At 55.6% G+C, this 26,031-nt stretch carries 25 protein-coding genes; 11 read left to right on the top strand and 14 right to left on the bottom strand.

Going from position 1 to position 26,031, the window contains the following annotated elements; genetic code table 11:
• Window positions 1-155: 155 nt before the first annotated feature.
• Window positions 156-1,007: a hypothetical protein gene (locus Q0802_RS11000; RefSeq protein WP_298917815.1), complete on the bottom strand. Its 852-nt coding sequence runs from the start codon at window positions 1,005-1,007 to the stop codon at window positions 156-158.
• 495 nt (window positions 1,008-1,502) lie between these two features.
• A complete protein-coding gene (locus Q0802_RS10995; RefSeq protein ID WP_298917812.1) occupies window positions 1,503-1,817 on the bottom strand; it encodes an acyl carrier protein in 315 nt (104 codons plus the stop codon).
• A 488-nt stretch (window positions 1,818-2,305) separates the two neighbouring features.
• On the opposite strand from Q0802_RS10995, the gene Q0802_RS10990 reads away from it, so the two are divergent.
• Complete coding sequence (locus Q0802_RS10990) at window positions 2,306-2,485, top strand: hypothetical protein (protein ID WP_298917809.1); 180 nt, start codon at window positions 2,306-2,308, stop codon at window positions 2,483-2,485.
• Window positions 2,486-2,980: 495 nt separating this feature from the next.
• On the opposite strand, the gene Q0802_RS10985 is transcribed toward Q0802_RS10990, so the two are convergent.
• The 6 genes from Q0802_RS10985 to Q0802_RS10960 all read right to left on the bottom strand — a co-directional run bounded on the left by Q0802_RS10985 (window position 2,981) and on the right by Q0802_RS10960 (window position 9,341).
• Window positions 2,981-3,322 (bottom strand): H-NS histone family protein, encoded by a 342-nt coding sequence (locus Q0802_RS10985; protein WP_298917806.1) that lies wholly within the window; start codon window positions 3,320-3,322, stop codon window positions 2,981-2,983.
• 297 nt (window positions 3,323-3,619) lie between these two features.
• Window positions 3,620-3,796 carry an AlpA family phage regulatory protein gene (locus Q0802_RS10980; RefSeq protein ID WP_298917850.1) on the bottom strand — a complete coding sequence of 59 codons (177 nt, stop codon included), beginning with the start codon at window positions 3,794-3,796 and terminating at the stop codon, window positions 3,620-3,622.
• A gap of 74 nt (window positions 3,797-3,870) precedes the next feature.
• A complete protein-coding gene (locus tag Q0802_RS10975; protein ID WP_298917803.1) occupies window positions 3,871-4,977 on the bottom strand; it encodes a tyrosine-type recombinase/integrase in 1,107 nt (368 codons plus the stop codon).
• Between the two features lie 339 nt (window positions 4,978-5,316).
• The gene (locus Q0802_RS10970) at window positions 5,317-7,299 is read right to left on the bottom strand and encodes an ABC transporter permease subunit (protein WP_298917800.1); all 1,983 of its coding nucleotides are present in this window, start codon (window positions 7,297-7,299) and stop codon (window positions 5,317-5,319) included.
• A complete protein-coding gene (locus tag Q0802_RS10965) occupies window positions 7,299-8,318 on the bottom strand; it encodes a glycine betaine/L-proline ABC transporter ATP-binding protein (RefSeq protein ID WP_298917797.1) in 1,020 nt (339 codons plus the stop codon). The genes Q0802_RS10970 and Q0802_RS10965 overlap by 1 nt, the downstream gene beginning before the upstream one ends.
• A gap of 72 nt (window positions 8,319-8,390) precedes the next feature.
• Complete coding sequence (locus Q0802_RS10960; protein ID WP_298917795.1) at window positions 8,391-9,341, bottom strand: ABC transporter substrate-binding protein; 951 nt, start codon at window positions 9,339-9,341, stop codon at window positions 8,391-8,393.
• Window positions 9,342-9,636: 295 nt separating this feature from the next.
• On the opposite strand from Q0802_RS10960, the gene Q0802_RS10955 reads away from it, so the two are divergent.
• Genes Q0802_RS10955 through Q0802_RS10940 form a run of 4 tightly spaced genes read left to right on the top strand, consistent with a single transcriptional unit; the run spans window position 9,637 to window position 14,669 of the window.
• Complete coding sequence (locus tag Q0802_RS10955; RefSeq protein WP_298917792.1) at window positions 9,637-10,887, top strand: sarcosine oxidase subunit beta family protein; 1,251 nt, start codon at window positions 9,637-9,639, stop codon at window positions 10,885-10,887.
• Window positions 10,887-11,174, top strand: coding sequence for a sarcosine oxidase subunit delta (locus Q0802_RS10950; protein ID WP_298917790.1), 288 nt, complete (start codon window positions 10,887-10,889; stop codon window positions 11,172-11,174). The genes Q0802_RS10955 and Q0802_RS10950 overlap by 1 nt, the downstream gene beginning before the upstream one ends.
• Window positions 11,171-14,116 carry a sarcosine oxidase subunit alpha family protein gene (locus Q0802_RS10945; RefSeq protein WP_298917787.1) on the top strand — a complete coding sequence of 982 codons (2,946 nt, stop codon included), beginning with the start codon at window positions 11,171-11,173 and terminating at the stop codon, window positions 14,114-14,116. The genes Q0802_RS10950 and Q0802_RS10945 overlap by 4 nt, the downstream gene beginning before the upstream one ends.
• On the top strand, window positions 14,109-14,669 hold the full coding sequence (locus Q0802_RS10940; protein WP_298917784.1) for a sarcosine oxidase subunit gamma: 561 nt from the start codon (window positions 14,109-14,111) through the stop codon (window positions 14,667-14,669). The genes Q0802_RS10945 and Q0802_RS10940 overlap by 8 nt, the downstream gene beginning before the upstream one ends.
• A gap of 29 nt (window positions 14,670-14,698) precedes the next feature.
• Here Q0802_RS10940 and Q0802_RS10935 read toward each other — a convergent pair whose 3' ends face one another.
• Window positions 14,699-15,703 carry a helix-turn-helix domain-containing protein gene (locus Q0802_RS10935; RefSeq protein ID WP_298917781.1) on the bottom strand — a complete coding sequence of 335 codons (1,005 nt, stop codon included), beginning with the start codon at window positions 15,701-15,703 and terminating at the stop codon, window positions 14,699-14,701.
• 130 nt (window positions 15,704-15,833) lie between these two features.
• Between Q0802_RS10935 and Q0802_RS10930 the strand changes: the two genes are divergently transcribed.
• Window positions 15,834-16,463, top strand: coding sequence for an XRE family transcriptional regulator (locus Q0802_RS10930; protein ID WP_298917847.1), 630 nt, complete (start codon window positions 15,834-15,836; stop codon window positions 16,461-16,463).
• On the opposite strand, the gene Q0802_RS10925 is transcribed toward Q0802_RS10930, so the two are convergent.
• From Q0802_RS10925 to Q0802_RS10905, 5 genes are all read right to left on the bottom strand, one after another.
• Window positions 16,441-17,100 (bottom strand): PAS domain-containing methyl-accepting chemotaxis protein, encoded by a 660-nt coding sequence (locus Q0802_RS10925; RefSeq protein WP_298917778.1) that lies wholly within the window; start codon window positions 17,098-17,100, stop codon window positions 16,441-16,443. The two genes, Q0802_RS10930 and Q0802_RS10925, sit on opposite strands and share 23 nt — an antisense overlap.
• Window positions 17,101-17,174: 74 nt before the next feature.
• On the bottom strand, window positions 17,175-18,242 hold the full coding sequence (locus tag Q0802_RS10920) for a DUF3445 domain-containing protein (protein WP_298917775.1): 1,068 nt from the start codon (window positions 18,240-18,242) through the stop codon (window positions 17,175-17,177).
• Window positions 18,243-18,262: 20 nt separating this feature from the next.
• Window positions 18,263-19,249, bottom strand: a complete 987-nt coding sequence (locus Q0802_RS10915; RefSeq protein ID WP_298917772.1) for a PDR/VanB family oxidoreductase — start codon at window positions 19,247-19,249, stop codon at window positions 18,263-18,265.
• Window positions 19,246-19,842: a dimethylamine monooxygenase subunit DmmA family protein gene (locus Q0802_RS10910; RefSeq protein WP_298917770.1), complete on the bottom strand. Its 597-nt coding sequence runs from the start codon at window positions 19,840-19,842 to the stop codon at window positions 19,246-19,248. Before Q0802_RS10910 ends, Q0802_RS10915 begins: the two co-directional genes overlap by 4 nt.
• A 58-nt stretch (window positions 19,843-19,900) precedes the next feature.
• Window positions 19,901-21,049 (bottom strand): aminomethyltransferase family protein, encoded by a 1,149-nt coding sequence (locus Q0802_RS10905; RefSeq protein ID WP_298917767.1) that lies wholly within the window; start codon window positions 21,047-21,049, stop codon window positions 19,901-19,903.
• Between the two features lie 278 nt (window positions 21,050-21,327).
• Here Q0802_RS10905 and Q0802_RS10900 point away from each other — a divergent pair, with 278 nt between their 5' ends.
• The 5 genes from Q0802_RS10900 to Q0802_RS10880 all read left to right on the top strand — a co-directional run bounded on the left by Q0802_RS10900 (window position 21,328) and on the right by Q0802_RS10880 (window position 26,022).
• Window positions 21,328-22,692 (top strand): ammonium transporter, encoded by a 1,365-nt coding sequence (locus tag Q0802_RS10900; RefSeq protein WP_298917764.1) that lies wholly within the window; start codon window positions 21,328-21,330, stop codon window positions 22,690-22,692.
• A gap of 14 nt (window positions 22,693-22,706) precedes the next feature.
• Entirely contained in the window at window positions 22,707-22,922 is a 216-nt protein-coding gene (locus Q0802_RS10895; protein ID WP_298917762.1) for a hypothetical protein, read from the top strand.
• Between the two features lie 138 nt (window positions 22,923-23,060).
• Window positions 23,061-23,990, top strand: a complete 930-nt coding sequence (locus Q0802_RS10890; protein WP_298917759.1) for a glutamine amidotransferase family protein — start codon at window positions 23,061-23,063, stop codon at window positions 23,988-23,990.
• A complete protein-coding gene (locus tag Q0802_RS10885; RefSeq protein ID WP_298917757.1) occupies window positions 23,990-24,667 on the top strand; it encodes a GXGXG domain-containing protein in 678 nt (225 codons plus the stop codon). Before Q0802_RS10890 ends, Q0802_RS10885 begins: the two co-directional genes overlap by 1 nt.
• A gap of 11 nt (window positions 24,668-24,678) precedes the next feature.
• Window positions 24,679-26,022 (top strand): FMN-binding glutamate synthase family protein, encoded by a 1,344-nt coding sequence (locus Q0802_RS10880; RefSeq protein ID WP_298917754.1) that lies wholly within the window; start codon window positions 24,679-24,681, stop codon window positions 26,020-26,022.
• Window positions 26,023-26,031 lie beyond the last annotated feature (9 nt).

The raw sequence follows: 26,031 nt of genomic DNA, 5'->3' as shown, positions 1-26,031 counted from the left end.
CGAAACCATCATCACGATGGCAACAAGGCCAATCATGCACTAACATTCAAAACGGACCACTCAGGTGGGGCTGATCACAACGTATGTGTAACGGCCGTCTTCGTATTGAACTCTGATTATCGAGTTGGGTAGTGAGGTGCCTAAATCCTCAATCACTAGACTATTTGCTGGTTCTGCCAAGATTTCATCACAGAACGAAATCTTGAATGGTTTTTTTCTTCAATACCAATTAGATTTCCGGATAACAGAACGGACCTGCCATCTAGTCCATATGAAGCAAATATACGTGTTGGCTGCAAACTTTTGATGGGAGAAGACTTCGAAGTAACAGCCTCAAGAACATAAAAATTACTACGTGCAAAACCATTCGGCCCGTATGAAATTAAATCCACAGAGCCACCATAGTCCAAAATGCCTCGTTCAGGTGAGTGTCTTTCAATGTCCAGCATGCTCGCCGCTGCGATAGTTGCCGATTCGATTGCAGTTAGATTTTTGCCTGAGAGTAGGCGTTGAATATCTATGCCAAAATTACTGTTTTCATCTATTTCAAATAAATCATCCCAGCCGGACCCGCCGCCCATAAACTCCACAGATTTCGAAACGGAAATTGCGCTTGTCCGCCATCCAAATGTTTCTACTAGACCATGGTTTGAACAGACCCACATTATTTCAACTCTAGTAGAGATTGTTTCCGGGAAACTCATCATGGTTGTTATGAAGTCTTCATAGGTCCGAGGGTTTCGAGACAACAAACCTCTACATACAAGTTTGGCCGACGTTACTTCACCCGCCCAAAACACACATGTATCGTTGCACACAACGCATTTGCTCATCACGCGACGCACTCTGGACCTAAACTCGCTTTCTTCCAGACCAAATAGAGTTGGAACAGATGAAGCGGGAAAATGCTCAATTTCATTGGTTGTGATTGCACCGTCTGTGAAGGCGGCCCAAGTACCATCATCGGTTTGAGGGTCAAAGACCTTTACTTCCGCGAATACCGTCAAGCCGACCTCCTGTTTGTGCCTGCTTACAAACAAGTGATTTCAAGCTCAATCACAATGTGTGGGTATTCTGTAGCGCACCAACATACCTTAAGGGCGCTGACAATTCTGGTCTGGACTAGGACGCCGCGAAATCGCTGAAGCTACTTGCCGCGGAACCGTCCTTTTCGGAGAGTTCAATGACGCCGGAAGACAGCGTTTCAGTAATGCCCGATAGTTCGCTTTGAAAGTCGCGGAGATCACTGAAACTGTCTTCCAAGAAGTCCAACCCGTTTGCGGACATTGAACAAAATGAAGGTCGGCTCTTCGCTCTGACAACATTGACGCATGGGCATGCAGCGAACTTCCGCATTCCGCCCGACCTGTTGAACGTCCATGTCCGCTTAGGGCTGGCTGAGGTCATCTGACCAAAACCGTCAGGTGTCGCCTCCGAGCCCATAGTTACCAAATTCATAGGTAGGTAACGGAAACCAGCGCCCTAGCCAATTGTGCGACCCGCTATTTTTGGCGAGGCTTGGCAAATTTCGGAAAGAACGTAGTTTCGGTATCGATAGGGCTGTTGGAGCCAGAATGACTTCTGACGATGAGTACGATCAACTCCCACAAAGGATCAACACTTCCATCGCGGGGCATCTTGCTCTTCACTAGTTCGTAAAGCTCACCAACGCTAACAAGGTCTTCTGCCTCACTATCCTCTAAGTTGATCTGGAAAATTTCTTCCACAGCCATAAGCAATTCGACGTCATCTAGATCATCTCCAAGATCAACAGTGTTTAGCCGTTCAGTCACTTTTCGATAGTTGAATGGCCACATACTTTGATCTCCACCACGGCTATATAGTCTGAGCGCCTGTCGAGACTTGCTTAGCAATTTGATCCATTTTGTAACGGCAACAAAGTCCCGCACACCCGTTAGAGCAGTCCTTGGATTGAATGCCTCCTCCGGGCTGCACCCGTCAACCGACCAAAACTGTCGGATGACGGCTCGGAGCCCAAAGTTACTACTTACAAATCTCCCGAAATCGCCGACTAAGAAGGCTACAAACGCACCGATGACAGCTATTTCAACGGTTCGCATAAGGTGGTCGGCAAAGTTTGAATTTGTGATCGACCATGACGCGAACATTTGAGATCTTGAATGAAGATTATTTCGCCACAGTTAACTAACCTCACACAAGATGTGGTGAAATTCACCATAACGTGAGCAATATTTTGCTCACGGGAAGGCAATGTTTACCATCTATTAATCAAAATTTCCGATTAGTGACTCGTGAATATAAAATTGAATGGAAGTGCTACGTAATGAGACAAGAATTGCTGCTTAATGCTCGCATGGTTGCAGGTGAAGCAGAGGCTATGGGCTTTGAAAATACAGCCAAAGCTATGAAGAATGTGATAGACCAGTTTCTATTTAGCAAGGGATCTCAGACTGCAGAGGAGCCCTCAGAATGCAGATTTATCGACAAAGCAATTTTGCGTTAAGAAAATTATCAGTTTATTAACCCTTGGAGCGCAAAAAATCTCCCTAGATAAAATTTAAAGTTGTCTGGGGAGACAAATGCGAGAACATAATTGGTTACTATCAGTAGTTTGTGATTTGAGCGCCTATGCAGAAGATCAAAAAGTACCGGGACTAATCGAAGGACTTCAGCATGTCCTTCAGGAATATTCAATAGAGGCCGAACTGAGCGACACTGAGAGAGTTGCTTTGCTGGAGCGACTCCCAAATTACAATCGGGAACGAGTGAATATCTAAACTCTTCTACGCGATTGCTTGCTATCCCGAATTAACTACCTTGCATTGATCGTGTGAGCCATATGCGCCCGGTCGTAAAGACTTGGGCGTTTTTGATTCCGGGCTCAATCACTAAGGGCCGTAAGGTTTCACTAGCGCCCTCCCAAAAAACAAAGGGATGCTTTGGGTTGGCGCTGTCTTTCGACGTGTGTTGCGGCAACGGCGGCTCAGGGTCGTGATCCTCAGATCAACAGTTCCTCAGCTTTGCTTCCTGATGCCAGTGCCGTTTTGAACCAATCTGGCTGGCGTCCCTTGCCGCTCCAAGTCTGAGACTTGTCTTCAGGATTCGCATACTTCGGAGCGAGCGCCACCTTGGCTTTCGCGGGAACCTTACGCTTGGCTTTGACAGGCTTTGCGTCTGCGGCGATCTCCGCGAGGGTGAAGCCATGCGCCTTCGCCGCTTTTTCGACTGCAACAAGCGCCGCTTTTCGTTCTCTTTCGATCATTTTTTCGAGGGCGGTGTCGACGTCGGAACGGAGCTTTTCGAGTTGTTTTCGCGTCAAGGTTTTTAGATCGAATTTCATCGTTGTTGTCCTCACGTTTTCGTCTCTCGTAAATCACAGAAGACGACGGGAATAAACTCCCCAACGTTTCAACCTATGTTTGTGCTCGAGTTTCTCCTAGTTACACCGCTCCCGCCACCCCTAGGATACTACCTTCTGTTCGGTGGATATAAATGACTTGAGCTATCAACGTCCTGATGCCGCTAGTGAGTGAAATGAACCTTAACGGCACTGAATGCCGACAGCCGTCGGTTTAGTCGGGTGGCCAGATAGTGCACATCTGACCACCCTATGCTCCCAGAAGGAGCGTCGTTTGGGTTATCGGTCGTCCAACCGCGTTTGTAGCCAGTCCAGCACTTCATCTTCCACCCATCCCACTCTGTTCGAGCCGAGCTGTACCCGCTTGGGGAACGCTCCAGCCTTTTCCAGCCGTGCAATGTGTTGAGGTGAGTACAAGACCAGCTCCTTGAGTTGAGTTTTCGATAGTATCCGCATCACGATGTCTCCATGATTGAAGAGCATCGCGATGCCCAAGGGTTACGACAATACCCCGAGGTGCATCGAGGGTATCAGTCGGACAGCAGCTTGGCGAGATATTCGTCATACGCGGCAACAGCAGCGCGCATTTCATCGATATACGAGTGCCGGTTGTAGACTGCAGCCACGCCACTGATTGAACCCGAAACGTGGTTCAGCAGCTTTTCCGTCACGTGAATTGGTGTGCCAATCTTGGCGTGGATCGTCGAAAAAGTCCGTCTCAGGTCATGAAGGGTGAAGTGATCCAGCTCTGTTTCTTTGACAATTCGCCGCTGCGCTTTTGACCATCCGTTGTATGGCTGATCATCAGATGATGTTCCAAAAACATGCAACTGCCCACCTTCAACGCTGTGCAGTAGCTCCAACGCCTGCGGACATAACGGCACCCGATGCTCGCGCTTGTTCTTCGTGCGATCAGGTGGAAAGACCAATGTATCACCATCGACCTCAGACCACTGCAGGCCGGCGATCTCGGATTTGCGCTGCCCAGTGAGCGCCAGCAGAGTCACGATGTCGTGGAAACGACCGCGCCTGTGCAGCGTGAATTGCAACAGCGTCTTTAGCTCTTCGTCAGACAACACCCTGTCACGCGCGATGTTCCGGTTGGGACGCTTCAGTGCATTTAGTGGATTGCTTGCAACAAACTGCCTGCGCACGGCCCAGTTGAAGAACACCTTGAACGTCGTGAAGGCGTAGTTCTGGCTTGAAGGGCTCTTTGTGTATGTCTCAATGCCTTTGATAATATCCGCTTGTGTTATGTCACCGATGTTGCCGGAAAACGGGATATTGGAAAGGTACAGGACATACCCTTTGAGTGTGCTGGTTCGGAGACGATCCCGACAGTCGTTGAGATATGCTTCCACCACAGTTTGATACTCGTGCTTGGCCTGCGGATCACCGGAGAGGTTTTGCATCGCTATAAAGAGCCGCGCGTCTTTGCGCGCGTCGACCAAGCTAAGCTCAGGGTAGCGGCCAAGGGTCTTAAGGCGTCGTTCTTTGCCATACATGACGACAAATGATTTGCGCTTGCTCGAACAGCGAACACCGAAGCCAGGTGTGGTCGTGTCCCAATGCGTGACTTGCCCCTTCGCCGCAAGGGACAGCTTCTTGACACCCAAGTCTGTCAGCCGCATTTGCATTTTAGTCTCTTTTTAGTCTCATGAATCACTTGCATAATGGTGGTATGCAGTGATCAACTATGTTCACATTTGTGCAGTTAACTCGTTGTTTTTATATATTATATGTGTCGCAATGTACAGCAGTGTTGTACCTATAAATCTGACTGTTAATCAATTGGTCGTAGGTTCGATCCCTACCGCCGGAGCCAAAGAATTCAAGGGCTTAGCGAGAAATCGTCAAGCCCTTTTTCTTTTGCTCTCAGTGCTGAAATCCACTCGTTCGCTGTCGGCTCGGTAGCGAAGAACAGACGTCTCGATCAAGATAACCGGATTTCACCTGAGACCAAGAATGGCGGTAGACTACCGATCCAGGCCCAATAGTTTTTTCTGATCCGACGCCCATTTAAGGATGGTCAGATCAAAGGTCAGGGCCATAAGTGCTACGCATATGCCCAGCACGAAGTTTTTGCCCAGATCAGTACCTGCGAGTGTTCTTTGCAATTCCTGCCCAAGGTCCTGCGTGCCGATGAAAGCTGCGATGATCACCATGAAAAACGCAAACATGATGGCCTGATTGAACCCCACGGCCATCGTTGGCAACGCCAAAGGCAGCTGCACCTTCCACAGTTTTTGCAGGCGTGTTGCACCAGACATATCGGCGGCTTCGGTCATCTCCGCCGGAACGGTTCGCAACCCTTCGATCGTGTAGCGGATCAGCGGCACCATGGCAAAAATCAGAATCGAGAAGATTACCGCGATGTCGGTGATCCCAAAGAGCATGATGGCCGGTATAAGATAGACAAAGCTCGGGAAAGTCTGCGCCGTATCACAGGCCAACAGAACTCGCCGCGACCACTTCTCAGAACGCGCCGCCAGAATGCCAATTGGCAGTCCGATCAGCATCGCCAGCGTGACCGCTGAGATGACGGAGTAAAGCGTGATGACGGCACGGTCCCACCACCCGGACAGTGCCACGAGAGAGAAAAAGATGGCAGCATATGTCGCCTGCCGATGCCCGCCCAGTCGCAAGGCAAACGCGACGATCAACAAGATGAGCGCAAATGTCGGGATCGACAGCAGAAAATTCCGGAAGGGGATTAGAACCTTTACGTTCAGGAACGCACGCAGGAATCCGGTTGTCGCCTTTACCCATTCGACAGCAAGGAAATCCTTGATCAAAGTGTCTATTTCCTTACCCATCGACAAGCTCTGGCGACGGCCAATTTCAGAGGCAAGTTCAAAAAATTGCGCCACAATGCAAAAGAACACGAAGGCCGCAACCGCCAGCAGGGACATGATGTGTTTGCGCCACCACGGCGTGCCGCGTGGAAAGTGTTCGGGTTGCTTGACGACCCAGGCTTTGGACATCCGGTCCAGCATGACCGCGATCAAGACAATCGTGACCCCGATTTCGAAAGAGCGGCCAAGTTTGAAACTGCCCATCATTGCCAGCAATTTTGCGCCAAGGCCCGGCATGCCGATAAAGGCCGTCAATACCACCATGGCCAGACACAGCATAATCACCTGGTTGACCCCGACCAATATCTCGGTGCGTGCCGAAGGAATATAGACATGGCGCAGCAACTGCAGCCGGGTACAGCCGGACATATGACCGGCCTCAACCACCTCGGGCGAAACCTTTTGCAGGCCCAAAGTGGTCATCAGGATCATCGGCGGAATGGCGTAAATCGTGGTGGCAACCGCTCCTGCGGTGGGCCCGACCTTGAAAAAGATCACCGCAGGCAGCAGGTAGGTAAAGAACGGAAGCGTCTGCAAGACCGAGAGGATCGGCTTGATGGCGGTGTTGACCCAGGCGTATTTCCACGCGGCAATGCCCAGCGACAGGCCGATCATAAAGGCAAGGGGCGCGGCAACGACCAGAACGGACATGGTTTGCATGGCGATGTCCCACTGGCCGATCAGCGCGGTCCAGGTAAAGGTGCCCGCCCCGAGAAGCGCCATGCGCCATCCCCCCAGAGAGTAGCCGATGACACCCGTCACTGCGGCAATGGCGGTCCAGGGGATTGGTCCGATATTGGGCCAGCGACGTTTCCCGAAAAGCAGATTTGCCGTCACATCCAGAACCCATTGCAGACCTTCGGTCAGAGTGCGGGTCAGGGTCAATAATCCCAGGTCGTCCTTAACAAAGTTGAAGATCGCATCGAGCCAGATCGCAAAGGGCGGGATCACGTTTTCTGGTAACCGGTGCAATGCTGCTGGCAGCAGCCCTGCGTATTGCAGCAAGGTCACCAGAACGGCGAAAGCCACAAAGATCAACGCCCAACGGCCCCTGCTGAGCCCCCGTGGCGCAGCCTCTGCCAAGGATGCCACCGCATCGGTCATCAGCCGGACCCCACCAGTATGTTCAGCGCTTCCTGCCGGTTGAGCGCACCGAGTATCTGCCCATTTCCGGCGACAGGTATCTCTGCGCGCCTGTCCTCGATCAGCAGCTTGGCAAGATCATGCACTGATGCGGAGGCCATCACCGGGTCACCCTCGCCGCTTACATCGGCTCTGGCAAGAACGCCCGCATGAACCACCCGCGCCTTGTCGATATCTTCGGTAAATTTGCGCACATATTCCGTGGCTGGGTTCAGCACGATCCGATCAGGGGTGTCGCATTGCTCAACCGCGCCGTCTTTCATAATTGCGATACGGTCCGCGAGGCGCAAAGCCTCGTCAAAATCGTGGGTGATGAAGACGATAGTCTTGCCCAACATCTCCTGAAGTCGCAGAAATTCATCCTGCATTTCACGACGGATCAGAGGGTCAAGAGCAGAAAATGGCTCGTCCAGGAACCAGATGTCCGGCTCAATCGCCAGCGATCGCGCAATTCCGACGCGTTGCTGTTGACCGCCTGACAATTCGCGCGGGAAATACTCTTCCCGGCCTTCAAGCCCCACCAGTTTGACCACCTCAAGCGCCCTTTCGCGGCGTTCGTGGCGGTCCTGCCCCCGCATCTCCAGCGGGAAGGCCACGTTTTGCAGGACGGTTCGGTGGGGCAAAAGACCGAAACTCTGAAACACCATGCCCATCTTGTTGCGGCGCAGCTCGATCAGTTCCTTTTCGGAGAGAGACATGATGTCCTGCCCCTCGACCTCGATAAAGCCCCCGGTTATGTCATGCAGTCTGGAAAAACAGCGGACCAGTGTCGATTTGCCTGATCCCGAAAGCCCCATGATAACCAGCATCTCACCACGACCCACTTCAATGGACACGTCCTTGACGCCGGCAATATAGCCGTCTTCGCGGATGGTATCGTAACTGTGCCCTTCCGGCAGACCTGCCAGATATGCCTTCGGGTTCGGTCCAAACAATTTCCACACATTTCGGGCAGAGATAACAGGGGTCGGGTCTATCATTGGAAGCTCTTTTCAAAAAACCCTGCCCGGTGCACGCCACCGGACAGGGTTGTCGTTCAGCAAAGTGAAGGGTCAGCTACCGGCGTCTATCCAGGGCTTCCAGATATCTTCATTGGCATCCAGCCATTCCTCGGCCGCTTCTTCCGGTTCCAGTTCATCCACATCGACCAGTTTGGCCATTTCCGCGATTTGGGCGTTGGTGAAGGAAATTTTGCTCAGCACGCCGTAGGCCGCAGGCCATTTGCTTTCCATACCATCCCAGGCCGCCTTTTTGAGGTAGCCCTTCGCCGGATTGCCGCAGTCGTAAAGGGCATCAGGGTTCGGACCCACGGCCGGATCCTTGTCACACCCATCTTCCCAGGCCGGGAACTCCACGAACTCTCCGGGCCAGACCGCTTCAGCGAAGTTTGGCGTCCAGTTAAAGACAACTACGGGGCGTTTATCCGCCTCCGCCGCACCAATTTCTGCCCAGAGTGCTGCGGCAGAACCCGCATTCACCACGACAAAATCCATGCCCAGGGCCGCAACCCGTTCCTGACCGTGCTTCAGCCAGTCAACCGGACCGTCCAGATACCGGCCCTTGTCACCGGTTTCTGCCGTTGCGAAAACGGCAGCACAATCGTTCAGGGCCTTCCAGTCCGGCAGACCCGGGCAGGCTTCCTTGGTCCACATCGGGTACCACCAGTCCTCGCGGGTAACCGCATTGTGGTCGCCCACATCGACGATTCCGCCCTTTTCCTGAGCCGCGCGGAAAGATGCGCCAAAGGCGCCTTCCCAAACTTCCAGTTCAAGCGTCACATCACCGAGACGAACGGATTCGTACACCGCCTGACTGTCGGTGGTTACGTATTCGACATTGTTGCCCATGGATTCGAAAATCTGGCCGACAACATTCGACATCACGATCTGCGATGACCAATTGTGGATCGGAATGACAATCGGATCGTCGCTATCGGCAGCAAAACCAATGGCTGGCATCACTGCCAAAGCACCGGCGAACAGAGCCGTCGTGGCATTTCTCATGAGTATTCTCCCTATCATGCGACCTATCGGTCGCCCTGCTGTGAGCGCCGTTTTTTGGGGCGCTTTTCGCGAAGTTTGGCCTGTTTTCGATTCTTTTTATGATCGTTGAACATCCGCCGCACAGTCTCGCAGGATTTTCCTCACAATCAAGTTTTTTTCTTTTGCCGGGTATTTCTGATCATAGCTCTGACGCCTGCAAGATCAGGGAATTGTCCGATCAGCTTCAATGAATGTCGCATTTGAGGCATGTCTTTTGCCGGAGAAATTGGGATAAAAAGGCAAAGGGGTCCGATTCATGCGATATTCCGGCTTTAACGTCATCAAACAGGCGCTCACGGGCCACAAGGGGTGGAAACCTGCCTGGCGTGATCCCGAGCCGCAGGCGCATTACGATATCATCATCATCGGCGGCGGTGGTCACGGGCTGGCCACGGCGCATTATCTTGCAAAGATTTACGGACAGCGAAAAGTTGCGGTCATCGAAAAAGGCTGGATCGGCGGTGGCAATGTCGGGCGCAACACCACGATTGTGCGTTCAAATTACTTGCTCGACGGCAATGTACCTTTCTACGAGTTCTCTTTGAAGCTGTGGGAAGGGCTGGAGCAAGACCTGAACTACAATGCGATGGTCAGCCAACGCGGGATCATGAACCTCATCCACACCGATGCGCAGCGTGACGCCTTCATTCGACGCGGTAACGCCATGATGTTGCATGGTGCAGATGCCGAACTTCTGAGCGAACAGCAAATCCGGGCGGAATACCCCTTTTTGAACTTCAATGACGCCCGTTTCCCGATCAAGGGCGGGCTGGCGCAGCGACGGGGCGGCACCGTGCGCCACGATGCGGTCGCCTGGGGGTATGCGCGCAGTGCCGACAGCTTTGGCGTGGATATCATTCAGAATTGCGAGGTCACCGGATTTCGGATTGAGAACGGCAAATGCCTCGGCGTGGAGACGTCCAAAGGTTTCATTGGCGCGGGTCGGGTGGGCTGCGCCGTGGCCGGTAATTCCGGGCGTTTGATGTCAATGGTGGGCATGCGTCTGCCGATCGAATCCCAGGTGCTTCAGGCCTTTGTGTCCGAGGGATTGAAGCCGGTGCTGCCGGGCGTGATCACCTTCGGGGCCGGTCACTTCTACGTCAGCCAGTCCGACAAGGGCGGATTGGTTTTTGGCGGCGACCTTGATGGCTACAACTCCTATGCTCAACGCGGTAACCTGCCGGTCGTGGAAGATGTCTGCGAAGGCGGCATGGCCGTGATGCCCATGATCGGACGCGCGCGTCTGCTCAGGATGTGGGGAGGCATCATGGACATGAGCATGGATGGCTCGCCCATCATCGACCGCACCCCCATAGAGGGGCTCTATTTCAATGGCGGATGGTGCTACGGCGGCTTCAAGGCCACGCCAGCATCGGGTTACGTTTTTGCGCATTTGCTGGCCAAGGACGCACCACATCCGACAGCAACCGCGTTCCGTCTGGACCGTTTTCAAAAAGGTCGCATGATCGACGAAAAAGGGGTGGGCAATCAGCCCAATTTGCACTGATGATCATCAATCACCCGCTACTTGGCCCGCGCGACAGCGCTGAGTTCATCTACCTTGGCGACGCATCGCTGATTGACCGCCCGGACCCCGAGGCGGAAAACCGCGATCAGGCATTTTATGAATATGCTTATCTGCGCGATAATCCCGCAGGTGAGCATCGCGAGTTGTGGTTTCACGAAGGCGGCGACCGGTCCTGGCTGGTGGTCACCCGCAATACCGTGACCCACGAGATCACGGAAGTTGAAATGGCGCGCGATGTGGCCCGCACCCGGGGGCGTTCGACATGACCCAGATCAACCGGCTCGGCGGCGGGCAAATCGACCGCGCCACCACCTTGCGTTTCAGCTTTGACGGCAAGGATTACACCGGCCATCCGGGCGATACCTTGGCATCTGCGCTTTTAGCCAACGGGGTGCGCCTGATGGGGCGTTCCTTCAAGTATCACCGTCCGCGGGGTGTCCTGTCCGCCGGATCAGAGGAACCCAACGCATTGGTCGAGTTGCGCGGTGGCGCGCGGCAGGAACCCAATACCCGCGCCACCACAATTGAACTTTTCAATGGTCTATTCGCAAAATCGCAAAACCGCTGGCCCAGCCTTGCTTTCGATGCGTTGGCGATCAACGACCGGTTTTCGAACTTCCTGACCGCCGGGTTCTATTACAAGACGTTCATGTGGCCCGCCGCATTCTGGGAAAAGCTCTACGAGCCGATTATCCGCAAAGCCGCCGGTCTGGGGTCACTGTCGATGAAACAGGATCCCGATGCATACGACAAAGGGTTTCGTCACTGCGATTTGTTGATCATCGGGGCGGGTCCCTCCGGTTTGATGGCCGCTTTGACCGCCGGGCGCGCAGGTGCGCAGGTCATATTGGCGGATGAGGATTTTGCCATGGGTGGGCGGTTGCTGTCCGAAACCGCGCCTGTTGACGATGCCCCTGCACTGGACTGGGTGAGTGCCGCGCTGGCCGAGCTGTCCAGTCTGCCCAACGTCCGGTTGATGGCCCGTACCACCGTGATTGGCGCTTTTGATCATGGCATCTACGGTGCCGTTGAACGCATCAGCGATCATATGCACACACCCGATGAGGGCAAGCCCCGGCAAATCCTTTGGCGCATCTACGCCCAAAAGACGCTGCTCTGCGCGGGGGCAATTGAACGCCCGATAGCCTTTGAAAACAACGACCGGCCCGGCATCATGCTGGCCGGGGCCTTGCGCAGCTATGCAAATCGCTGGGCAGCCACACCGGCCCAACGCATCGCGATTTTCACCAACAATGACGATGGTCATCGGACCGCAGTCGATCTGCATGCCAAGGGCGTCAAGATCGCGGCCGTGGTGGACGTCAGGCCGGATGCCCCGTCAAGCTATGACTTCGAAGTTCTGAAGGGCGCGCAGATCGTCAACACGCGGGGCCGTCTGGGGCTGACCTTTGCGGAGGTCAAACAGGCTGACGGATCAACCCGTATTCTGGAATGTGGCGCCTTGGGCGTATCGGGCGGGTGGAACCCCAATGTGCATCTGACCTGCCATCAGCGAGGCCGACCGGTCTGGAATGACGACCTCGCGGCTTTTGTGCCTGGAAGAGATTTGCCGCCCGGCATGGCCGTCGCCGGGGCTGCATTGGGTGAATTTTCCACCCATGGCGCTTTGAAATCCGGTGCGGCGGGTGCAAAAACCGTGCTTGGGTTGAAGGGCCGCCTGCCAAAATTGCCCAAAGCCTGTGACGCGCCGGTATCGCAAACCGCCTTCTGGTACGTAGAAGGCTGCGCGCGCGCCTGGCTGGATCAGCAAAACGATGTGACCGTGAAGGATGTGAAGCTGTCCCATCAGGAAGGTTTCCGCTCCGTCGAACATCTCAAACGGTATACAACCCTTGGCATGGCAACCGATCAGGGAAAAACGTCAAACTTTGGCGGGCTGGCCATCATGGCCGAACTGGCCGGGAAATCTATCCCCGAGGTTGGCACCACCATCTTCCGGCCCCCTTACACGCCCGTCGCCATCGGAGCATTTGGCGGGCGCATGCGCGGGATGGAGTTCCACCCTACCCGTCTGACCCCTTCCCATTACTGGGCGAAGGAGCGCGGCGCGGTCTTTGTCGAAGTCGGCAACTGGCTGCGCGCGCAATGGTTCCCGCTCCCCGGTGAAACCCATTGGCGGCAATCGGTGGACCGCGAAGTCCGCCAGACACGTGCGTCCGTCGGGGTCTGTGACTGCACGACCTTGGGCAAGATTGATGTGCAGGGCACGGATGCCGCGACTTTTCTCAACAAGGTTTACTGCAATGGGTTTGCCAAGCTGGCGGTGGGAAAGACGCGCTACGGTCTGATGCTGCGCGAAGATGGCATGGCGATGGATGACGGCACTGCCGCACGGCTAGCTGAAGATCATTTCGTGGTCACAACCACTACCGCCAACGCTGCAAAGGTCTATCAGCACATGGAATTTGTGCGCCAATGTCTGTTCCCGGGTCTGGACGTACAGCTGATTTCCACGACGGAAGCCTGGGCACAATACGCCGTGGCCGGACCTAACTCCCGCAGGCTCTTGCAGAAAGTTGTCGACCCGGCCTTCGACATCTCGAACGAAGGCTTCCCCTTCATGGCCTGCGGCAACATCACCGTATGCGGTGGCCTGCGGGCACGGCTTTTCCGCATCTCCTTTTCCGGGGAGCTGGCATTCGAAATCGCCGTGCCTGCCCGCTACGGCGATGCGCTCATGCGACGCCTGATGGCGGCGGGAGAAGAGTTTGACGTAACGCCCTATGGCACCGAAGCGCTTGGTGTCATGCGCATCGAAAAAGGCCATGCGGCGGGCAATGAACTCAACGGCACAACCACCGCGCTGAACCTCGGCATGGGGCGCATGGTCTCCAAGGCCAAGGATTCCATCGGATCGGTGCTGTCTGAGCGCGAAGGGCTGAATGAAGAGGACGCGCTGTTGCAGGTCGGGATCAAACCCCTGAACCCGAATGATAAAATTACCGCGGGAGGCCATCTGATGGCAGCGACGGGCCCTATCGATGCCGCGCATGATCAGGGATATGTGACCTCGGCGGCGTTCTCTCCGACGATGGGGTCGATGATCGGCCTTGGATTTTTAAAGCGCGGCGCGGACCGGCAGGGTGAAAAGATGCGGCTGGTCTCTCCCGTGACCGACCTGACCGTCGACGTCGAAATTGTTTCGGCTCATTTCGTAGATCCAGATGGGGAGCGTTTACGTGCATGACCTGACGCAGATCACCGCCTTGGGCGGATCCGACGCTGAAACCTTCTCCGTCGCTGGTGTGACCTGTCGCGAGGTGCCGGAGGTGGCGCTGGCGGCGGTCGCCGCGCGGATGGGCAAGGAAAGCCCGACCCGTGCGGCGGTCAAGAAAGCCATTGGTGCAGATGCACCAGATATCGCGCGTTTTGCGGAAGCATCGCTCTGCGCCTTCTGGACCGGTCCTGACCAATATATGATTGAGGCCCCGTTCGAGACGCATGAAGACATTGCCGCTCACATCAAGTCGCTGACCAAAGTCAATGCCTCTGTCACCGAACAGACTGACGGCTGGACGCGGTTCGACCTGACAGGGGCTGGTGTGCGGGATGTATTTGAGCTGCTTTGTGCGCTCAACATCCGCGACAGCCAACCGGGCTCGGCGCAACGCACCTCTATCCATCACCTTGGATGTTTTGTCTTGTGCCGCGCCGAAGAGACATTCAGCATCTACGGCCCGCGCGCCTCAGCGGGTTCCTTGCAACATGCCATCCATACAGCGATGAAAGCTGCGCTCTAAGGTCAGACGGGTCAGACGGGTCAGACGGGTCAGATTGACGGCACCGGTTTATTGGCGTCCACACGAAACTGATTTGCGCGCCGCCTGTCTTGCTGGGGTGTCACCCCAAAGGCCGCCTTGTAATGCGACACCAGGGGCACGCTTGAACCGTAGCCAACAGCGGCAGCGATATCGGCGATGGCATCTCCGGAATAGATGACCAACTGGCGCGCAGCCTTCATCCGCATCGCGCGATAGTAATGAGTGGGACTTTGGCCGGTGGCCGCCTTGAAGGCCCGCTCGACTTGCCGCGGTGTCACTCCGGTTTTGCGGGCGACCTCAGCAACAGTCACCGCGTCGGAAATCCGGGAGGCAAAAATATCCACGGCCCGAAGCACCAGATCGGGCAGGTCGTCCCCGGTGTGTGGCGCCTGTGCGACAGGAACCTTTTGGCGGACCCCCTCGCCCCGCATCGAGGGGTGCTGGAACCAGCAGGCCACCTCATGGGCCGTCTCACGGCCCAGTTGCCCTTCGACCAGACGTAGCGCAAGATCAAATGCCGCCGCCGCCCCGGACACTGTCTGCAACCGCGCACTTGCGACAATCACGTCGCTTCGGGCATCGACATCGGGAAACTCAGCTCGGAATGCCGCCTCGTAACACCAGTGAACGGAGACCGGTTGCCGGTGCACGATGCCCGCGCGCACCAGAGGAAATACACCACCGCTGATGCTGCCCAAGGTGACCCCGTGACGCGCAAGACTGCGCAAGGTGGCGGGGCTCTTTTGCGCATCCGCAAACCGCTCCGTGGGACTGCTCAGCAAGAAGAGGCTGTCCAGGTCATTGGCTTCTGCAAGGCTTTGCGTCGCTTCAAACGCTACCTGAGCGCTCGACATCACGCGGCCCTTTTTCTCACCTATCAACGTCCAGGCAAAGGCGGGCTGGTTGGCGATTTCATTTGCCGCGCGCAACGGTTCGATCATTGACGTAAGGCAAGCCATCGGAAAGCCCTCGAAGATCAGAAATCCAATATGAATACGGCTTTCATGGTCCATATTTATTTTCCTATCAGGAAAATAATGCGATAGGATACTCTAAATGAAACGCATCGCTCATCGGGGCCGGATTTGTCCTCCGATGGCTGGGCAAGGATCGAAAATGAACGTTGAAAAGCCCTCACAGGATATGGCCTCCCCACTGACGCAGGACCCCCACAGCGTTCGATCAGGCGACCGCGAAAAAGTCCTTGAGGTCGCAATTGGACGTGAAGTGCGGAGCTACCGCAAGCAACAAGAGATCACAGTGGCAGAGCTGGCGGGCCTCACCGGTTTGTCCATTGGGATGCTCTCCAAGATCGAAAACGGTAACACCTCGCCGTCCCTGACCACCCTGCAAACGCTGGCCAACGCCCTATCGGTCCCTTTGACAAGCTTTTTCCGCCGTTTCGAGGAACAACGCGAGGCGGTGCACACGAAATCCGGCAAAGGCGTGGAACTGGAACGCGGGGGCACGCGGGCCAATCACCAATACAATCTCCTGGGCCATATCGGTGCAAATGCCTCAGGCGTGATGGTCGAACCCTACCTGATCACATTGTCCGAGGAATCGGACGTCTTTCCCACCTTTCAACACGGCGGGATTGAAACGATCTACATGCTGGAAGGCGAAGTGGACTACCGCCACGGTGAAAATGTGCATGCTCTGAAACCCGGTGACACGTTGTTTTTCGACGCCGATGCGCCCCATGGGCCTGAACGATTGGTAAAACTACCAGCGCGATATCTTTCCATCATCAGCTATCCGCAGACGCAGTAGATCGCGCCGCTTCCGAAACGCCCTCGTTGGCCAGCACCGAATGGATGACCTGCGCCCATTTGGTATTTTGGTCAGCCAGTGACTTGATCTCTTCGGCCACCACAGCAAACCCTCTGCCTGCATCGCCGCTACGTGCGGCTTCGATCCGCGCGTTTATTGACAACATATTGAGTTGTTTGAGAGATTCAGTGATTTTGGAAGTCAGCTCAGTGATTTCCAGCGTTTGTGACTGGCTGCTGTCCAGCGTTTCCTGCAATGTCTCGCGCAGCTCGATTTCGGCTGCTGCCCCTGTGACCAAACCTTGCAAGAAGGCCAATTCGCCGTTTTCATAAATTGCGCAACCTCTTTCACGCACGTTCACCAGATGGCCGTCCGCATGGGTCAATTGATACGCGACATCCCAGGGTTGGCCAGCTTCAATGCATCTGTCGACCTCCTTGAACACCCGATCGACATCCGCCTCATGGGTCAGGCCCACATAAGAAACCCTCTTGTTGCCCAGAATATCGTCAGGGGCATACCCCGTGAGGTTCTGGACAGCCCCTTGCATGAACTCCATAGTATAGGCGTCGTCATTGCGACAGCGGTACGCAAACGCGTCAATCGTCGCGAAAATGCTCTCGTAAATATCCAGCATCCGGCAAACTCCAAAAACTGAAAGCGGATATGCCACAGCTTTCCTTACAATTTGCTTAAAACTGAAGCGCCGGCCTACTTTTGCAGGGGGGGTTCCGTATCGACTTCCGGCCAGACGCCGAGGCTTGTCGGAAGCCCGTCATCAAAGGCGGAAAGATAGTCCAGCATCATGGGGCGATTGTCGATGAAACCCTTGTAGGTTGCCAGCTCGTCCGGCAGGTCCCGGATAACCCGGTGCAGGCGGCGCCCCCATTTCGGAACCGTCATCAAATCCTGAAAACTGCACAGATAACAACGGATCGGAAACACCAGCGCATTTGATCGCGGCAGGCGGAAGAAGGTCTGCAACTCCACGCGCAGATGCTGCTTGGCGCCGATGTTCTCTGGCGTCAGCGTGGTCTTTTGAATGCCCCATTTGTGATAGTTTTCCGGACTGGTGTCGAGCAACGGGTTGACGGTCATCGTCCAGTTCAATCGTCGAGCAGGTGCGCCTTGCTGAATGTTAAGAAGGAACTTCAAGGCCCTGACAAATATCCCTTTTTCATGTGCCAACGGGACGGGCGCATGCCATTCGAAAAAATTCATCCCGATGTCGAAATCAAGCGACCAGTCCGCCTGCGTGGTAACCATTCCCGCATCCATCCAGAGGTTGTCATCACGCTGATCCAGAATGCAATAATCACCCTGCGCCTGCCGGGTGATATATTCCATCGGACCATAGGGCAGCGTGGTTTCATCCAGAAAGGTGAAACTGTCATCAATGCCTAACGGCTTGTTGATCCAGCGCCATTGGTCACCATCGCGGTGCAACTCGAAAAGATCCGGATAATCCTCGGATTTCGACACCATGATCAGTTCCAGAAGATCCCAACCCGCCAACGTCATATGCGGCAAGGATTGGCAGCGCAAAGGGTCATCCGCCAATACCATCGCCCGGTCGCGCATTTCGCTGACGTAATGTTCATCAACATCGAACCGCTTTTCGTAGACGGACCCGTCCGGACCGCCGCGGTGCTGCTCCATATTGACCGCATACATGTAGCTGTCTTTGTCGAAGGGAAAGGGGAACCGGTTGATTGCCCATTCTGAATTGTAGAAGGAATAATCGTCACGGAAGGTTTCATCGTTGAATTGGATCGTCATGGTTTTCTCCTCGCGACGCTTTAGCGGTCCAGAACCAGGGATTTTCCGATAAATCGGCTGACACAGGGCATGATCTTCCTGCCACCGGTCTTTTCACCATCGTCCAACCAGTGATCACGGTGAACAAAAGTGCCATCAGCCTCAACCACATCGGTTTCGCATTGGCCGCATGACCCACCCCGGCACAGGAACGGGGCCTCGACCCCCGCCCGTTCGATCGCTTCAAGCAAGCTTTCGTTTTCACCCACGAGGATCGTCTTGTCGGATTTGCACAGGCGCACCTCGAACGGCTTACCCGGTTGTGGTGCCAGAAATTCCTCTGAGTGAACATGCGGGTCAGGCCATCCTGCCTTTGCGGCCGTGGCGTGCACCCAGTCAATCATGCCCGACGGCCCACAAACGTAGACATGTGTGCCCAAAGGTTGCCCGTCCAGCAGGTTCTCCAGCGGGATCGCCTGGTTCTGGTCATCATAATACACATGCACCCTGCCCGCGTGTTTGTAAGACAGCACGTCGACATAGCTGCCAAGCGCTTCGCTGCGGGCCGAATAATGCAACTCCCAGTTCCCATTCATCCGTTGAAGCTGCGCAATCATTGACATGAAGGGCGTGATCCCGATGCCGCCGGCCAGAAACACATGTTTGCGCGCCCTGAGATCAAGCGAAAACAGATTCACCGGAAAGGTGATGACCATTTCATCGCCAACCTGAACATTGCGGTGCATGAACAGCGACCCGCCCCGGCCCTCATCATCACGGCGCACCGAAATCGCATAGATGCTCAAATCACCGGGGTCTGACATCAGGGAATAGGGATTGAGACGCACACGATCGCCATCCCGCATTTCGACAACCGTATGGGCCCCCCCCGAGAACGGAGGAAACGGATTGCCATCTCTGCGGCTGAATTCAAATCGCGTGACAAGATCATTGACAGGAACCACAGCGCTGACGACCACGTCGATCTTCTCAGCGCCCGGCTTGGCTTTCTGCGGGGCGGCGCTCATTCGTAAATCCCCCTTGGTTCCGGTACGTTACCATGATCTTCGGCATCGACGCGCACGCCCTGATAGGCCGCAAGACGCCGCGAATAGTGGTCACGCACAAAGAGATTCAGACCACAGTGAGCGCAGACAAAGGGATCAGTTTCCACGTCTTCGGTGATCCCCTTGCAATGGACACATTGCATCCGTCGCGCGACCGATCCGCGGTGCTCGGTCTGAATGGCGGTGTGGGGGATGCCTGCCTCGATGGCTTCGCGCATCGCTTGCCCCATCACCCCTTCGGTGCCCGCCAGATAGACTTGCAGCCCCATGTGGGCATCCTGAAACACCCGGCGAATGCGCTGAACCGAGGCCGCATAGGTCGGGCCCTCATAGAATTGTGCCGGGTTGAGCGCGCGCAGAGCGTCCCCATGAGACGTCCCCTTGGCGATGAAAATGATGTGCGTGCGGGCCATCAGGTCCGGCGTCGCAATGGCGATAATGGCCTCGGCCCCTTCCGCGTCTGCAATCATCAGGTGATGCTTGCCTGCGCGCGCCTCAAGCCTGCCCCAAACCGGACGGCTCTTGATCGAAGGTGGGAAATCGAATGTTGACATGGCTGTCCTCTTGGATCGCGAAAGGGCGCGCCGTCATCGCCGCGCCCTCAACTACTGATCAGCCCTTGGCCGTTCGGATTTTCTTTTCAACGTCGTAGAAGGGCATTTCTTCTGCAGTACAGGCGATTTCTGTGCCATCGCCATTGCGCACCGTCAGCGCCGTACCGGGCGTAGCAGCAGCAACCGGCATCCGTGCAATTCCGACATTGTGGCCGTTGAGTTCTGAATACATCCCGTAGGTCACATGGCCCACCTGTTCGCCGTTTTGCAGCAAGGCCGCCCCTTCATCGGCGGGCGCCGTGCCTTCGAGCTTGACCCCGTAGATCTTGAACCGCTCCTTGCCCTCAAGCGCGTAGTGGTTTTCGGCGCCGACAAAGCCCACCTTGCCCGGAGAGACTGTGAAATCGAGACCAAGCTCCCAGAGGGTATCGCCGCAAGGGCTGCCATCTTCAAACGGATAGGTTTCCGAATTATCGCCGGGATAAAACAACAAGTAGCTTTCCGTGCGCAGCAGATCGAGCGTTGAAAACTGCACCGGCACGATCCCCATATCGGCGCCATCCGACAGAATGGAATCCCACAGATGCACGGCGTGGCGCCCTTCACAGAAAATCTCGTAGCCGCGTTCCCCTGTGTAGCCCGTGCGCGAGATCATCACCGGACAGCCGAAAAGCTTGGTCTGCATGATGCCAAAATACGCCAGATCCCGGATGCCATCGACATGTTTGGCAAGGAAATCGACCGCAACCGGGCCCTGCAATGACATATCGTGCAGATCATCGTCGAAAATGACAGCGACGTTTTTGGCACCTGCTGCCGCCGTCAGCTGCTCCATGCCGGTGCCGGTGCCATGCACAACCATCCAGTGGTTGACCGAAATCCGGTAGATGACGCAATCGTCGATGAACTTGCCTTCGGGGTTCAGCATGCAGGCGTAGACGGAGCGTCCCGGCATGATCTTGTCGACATTGCGCGTTGTGACCCGGTCAATGACCGCAGCGGCGTGAGGTCCAGTCAAATGCACTTTCTTCAGGCCAGACACATCCATCAGGCCCGCCTTGGTCCGAACGGCTTCATAGTCGGCTTTCGCGCGTTCGGGTGTATGGTCATAGAACCAGGCGGTTCCCATGCCGTTCCAGTCTTCCAACGCGCCACCGATTTCAGCATGACGCTGCGCCAGCGCGGACGTTCTCCAAATAATGGCCATTAGATTTTCCCTGTCATTTTGAGTCTTTGTTTTGGGTATTGAGCCTCAGTGTCGGTCAAAAAGCAACATTGGCGTGCAACTTTTTTTCCTGTCAGGCAATTAATTCACATTTTCTGGGAGGCTTTTTGCGCCCCTTCCCGCCACATCTGAAAAAACAAAGAAACCGATTTGCCCTCACAGGATTGTTGACAAAATCACTCTAACCGAGATTAAGTAAAGGAAAAATTGTTTACTCACAGGCAAATTCGCGCCTGAGAACCAACCAAGGGAGCTACAAAGTGGATGGCAATCTAAATGCGTTAACCACAGTTTTTACAGAGTTTTACTACTGGGTCACGGTGGTATTCATGTTTCTGATCCATGTCGGGTTTTGCATGTACGAAGTGGGCGCCAGCAGGCGACGGAATCACATGCACACCCTGATGAAAAACATCATGATCATCCCGTTGGTCACGGTCACATTCTTCTTCTTTGGCTGGTGGATCTATTGGGCGTTCCCCATGTTCCCGTTCTTTGGCGGACTGGATCATGAAGCGGCCAGCGCCAACCTGCCCTGGTCAGAAAACATGGCCACGAACCTTGGGGACCGCATCACCGGTGTCTTCTGGGCAGCCTTCCTGCTGTTCTCCTGGACGGCGGCCTCCATCGTATCGGGATCGGTTATCGAGCGGATCAGATCATCCGCCCTTTGGGTACACGCTGTCCTGATCGGATCGGTTTTCTGGATCATCGACGCGGCCTGGGGTTGGCACTACGGCGGCTGGATGGTGCAATATCTGGGCTATCATGACGCCTATGCTTCCGGTGTGATCCACGCCATTGCAGGGGGATATGCTTTGGGTGTCATCATGGTGCTGGGTCCGCGCATTGGCAAATTCGCCGAAGACGGGACGCCGCGCGACATTCCTCCGCATAACCCCTGGCTTCTGACCATCGGAATTTTCCTGATCTACACGGGATTCTGGGGTTTTTACGCTGCATGCAATGTTCCCGCAATTTCCCCCGAGGCAATCGGCGGGCAAATCACCGGCGAGACGTGGACAGCCACCAATATCTACCTTGCGCCTACATCGCTTTCGGCAATCACGTTCAACTTCCTGATGTCGCTCTCCGGTGGCCTGATGGCGGCTTACGTGGTCTCAAAAGGCGATGCTTTCTGGACGTTCTCGGGCGGCCTGGCAGGCGTCATCACCGCCTCGGCGGGCAATGACCTTTATCACCCGATCCAGGCGATGATCATCGCGGCGATCGGCGTGGTGCTTGTCTACAAGCTGCACTATTGGGTCGAGCGCAAGTTCAAGCTTGATGATGCGGTGGGTGCGGTTGCAGTCCACGGCTACGCGGGCTTCATCGGTCTGGTCATCTCAGGGTTTGTTCTGTGGGGCGCACCCTCGTCACCTTACGAAGGCTACGCGGCAATCAATCCTGTCGGACAGTTCATCGGGGCGATCATCATGTTCTTCGTCTTGGGGTTCCTGCCCGGCTACACCGTGGCCCGCATGCAGTCCGCCGCAGGTGTTCTGCGCATTCCTGAAGAAGTGGAACTGCAAGGTCTCGATTATGCCGAGCACCATGCCTATGAGGATGCCAAGGCGGATATCATCGCGGCAGACAAAGCCGCACTTCAAGCGAAATCGACCTGAATTGGGAGAAAATCATGTCCACAATCGGATATAAAGACTGGGCCGTTGACCTTGCTGAGGTCGGAGCAATCTATCCCTTCCAGGGATGGGAAGTTGCCATGACCGTTGTTGGTGTTCTCTTCTGGCTCGGCTGGCATCGCATCCAGTTCGTGCGCGAGAACGAGCATCTGGAAAAAGCCCGGAAAATGGGCGATCCGGAGAAGGTCAAATCGGCCCTCGAACGATATTGATGACGCAAATCGGGGCGGTTTCTGACCGCCCCGCACAAACACCCACAGGAAAAAAACTTTCCTGATAGTTGAGCCTGAAATTAATAACTGCTAGCCTGCGACTCAACTGAACCGACCTCGATTGAAAGGACCGCTCTGATGTGTGGGATCGTTGGACTATTTCTCAAGGACAAATCGCTGGAACCGCGTCTGGGCGATCTGATGACCGACATGCTGATCACCATGACGGACCGCGGACCAGACAGTGCAGGCATCGCAATTTATGCCGGCGGCGCGAATGGGAACGCAAAGCTGACGGTTCAGTCAGACACGCCAGAGGTGGATTTCGCCGGGTTGGACGCGATCCTGAACGAAGCCCTTAGCACAACCACGGCAATGACGATCAAGGACACCCATGCGGTCCTGGAAATCCAGGGCGCTCAGCTGGATGCGGCACGTGCCGTTCTGGCGGAAAAGCGACCAAAGATTCGGATCATGAGCCGGGGCGAATCCCTTGAAATCTATAAGGAAGTGGGTCTGCCAAAAGATGTCGCAGACCGGTTCGATCTGCGCGGCATGTCTGGATCACATGGCATTGGGCACACACGGATGGCCACGGAATCAGCTGTGACGACAATGGGCGCGCACCCTTTCAACACTGGACTCGACCAGTGCCTTGTCCACAACGGATCGCTGTCCAATCATAACTCCCTGCGCCGCAAGCTGCGCCGCGAAGGGGTTCACATCGAGACCGAGAACGACACGGAAGTCGGCGCGGCCTACCTGACCTGGAAAATGAGGGAGGGTGCAACACTTGGGCAGGCGCTGGAATCCAGCCTGGATGATCTTGACGGATTCTTCACCTTTGTGGTCGGCACCAAGGATGGCTTTGGCGTAGTGCGTGATCCGATCGCCTGCAAACCTGCGGTGATGGCAGAAACCGATCAATATGTGGCTTTCGGGTCCGAGTATCGCGCCCTGGTCAGCCTGCCCGGGATCGACGATGCCCGCGTCTGGGAACCTGAACCGGCGACGGTTTATTTCTGGTCTCACACCACTGCGCCAACCGCTCACGAGAAAGCCGCCTGATGCAAGTTTTTGACCTAGAAGCGCAAGGCCTGCGCGAATTGAATGCCACTCTGCACGCACAATCCACGGACACCAACCAGACCGCTTGGGAAATCGTCAACCCCAAAGGCAGCCACGCAATTGCTGTCGGATTGGACGCGCCCATTGAAGTGAACGTCAAAGGGTCCACCGGATATTATTGCGCGGGCATGAACAAACAGGCGACCGTGCATGTGCATGGCTCTGCCGGTCCGGGTGTTGCGGAAAACATGATGTCGGGCACCGTGGTGATCGAAGGTGATGCGTCACAATATGCCGGGGCCACCGGAAATGGTGGCACGCTGGTGATCAAGGGGAATGCCTCGTCACGCTGTGGCATTTCGATGAAAGGCATCGACATCATTGTGCATGGCAACATCGGTCACATGTCGGCGTTCATGGCGCAATCGGGCAATCTTGTGGTTTGCGGGAACGCGGGCGACGCATTGGGAGATTCCCTCTATGAGGCGCGGCTTTTTGTACGCGGTTCGGTCAAATCCCTCGGCGCTGATTGCGTTGAAAAGGAGATGCGCCCTGAACACCTCACTCTGTTGGCGGACCTGCTTGAACGGGGGGGGTGTGACGCCAAACCCGAAGAGTTCAAACGCTATGGATCGGCGCGCAAACTCTACAATTTCAACATCGACAACGCATACTAAAGGGACACGTGATGAAAGACGACCACAATGGTGTACCGCGCACGGTTCCCGTTCAATCCGCAACCTTCTCGAACCCGGTAAATGCGGAAATTCGGCGTGCCGCGGCCACCGGCATCTATGACATTCGCGGCGGCGGTGCGAAACGCAAGGTCCCGCATTTTGACGACCTGCTGTTTCTCGGTGCATCCATTTCGCGCTATCCGCTCGAAGGCTACCGCGAGAAATGCGAAACATCGGTGACACTGGGCACGCGTTTTGCAAAAAACCCTATTCAGCTCGATATTCCCGTCACTATCGCAGGCATGTCATTCGGGGCGTTATCAGGGCCCGCCAAGGAGGCTCTGGGGCGGGGTGCGACGCTTGCAGGCACATCGACGACGACCGGCGACGGCGGCATGACCGAAGAGGAACGCGGCCATTCCAACAAGCTGGTCTACCAGTATCTGCCGTCGCGCTATGGTATGAACCCCGATGACCTGCGCCGCTGTGATGCAATTGAAATCGTCGTCGGTCAGGGGGCGAAACCGGGCGGTGGCGGCATGCTGCTTGGTCAAAAAATCTCCGACCGAGTGGCCGAAATGCGCAATCTGCCAAAGGGCATCGACCAACGTTCGGCCTGCCGCCACCCTGACTGGACCGGGCCCGATGATCTGGAAATCAAGATCCTTGAGTTGCGCGAAATCACCAATTGGGAAAAGCCCATCTACATCAAGGTTGGCGGCGCGCGCCCCTATTTCGATACCACGCTGGCGATCAAGGCGGGTGCTGATGTGGTTGTTCTTGACGGGATGCAGGGCGGCACGGCGGCAACGCAGGACGTGTTTATCGAACATGTCGGCCAACCCATCCTGGCCTGCATCCGCGAGGCGGTTCGGGCGTTGCAGGACATGGGCATGCACCGCGAAGTGCAGCTTGTTGTCTCCGGTGGTATCCGGCACGGCGCGGATGTTGCCAAATGCATGGCTCTGGGGGCGGATGCCGTGGCCATTGGCACCGCAGCCCTGATTGCGCTGGGGGACAACGACCCGCGCTGGGAGGCTGAGTACAATGAACTTGGCACCACTGCCGGGGCCTACGATGACTGGCACGAAGGGCGCGACCCCGCTGGCATCACCACGCAGGATCCTGACCTGATGGCCCGTTTCGATCCGATCGAAGGGGGTCGGCGCCTCAACAACTATCTCAAGGTGATGACGCTGGAGGCCCAGACCATTGCGCGTGCCTGCGGAAAGAACCACTTGCATAATCTGGAGCCCGAAGATCTCTGCGCGCTGACGATGGAGGCGGCAGCCATGGCCAAAATCCCCTTGGCGGGCACTGACTGGTACCCCGGTAAGCCCGGAACATCCTACTAACACGAAGGG

The organism is uncultured Roseobacter sp. (assembly GCF_947495275.1).
Taxonomy (GTDB): domain Bacteria; phylum Pseudomonadota; class Alphaproteobacteria; order Rhodobacterales; family Rhodobacteraceae; genus Roseobacter.
The sequence above is the reverse complement of the archived record's forward strand: the minus strand, read 5'-3'. Positions and strand labels throughout refer to the sequence as shown.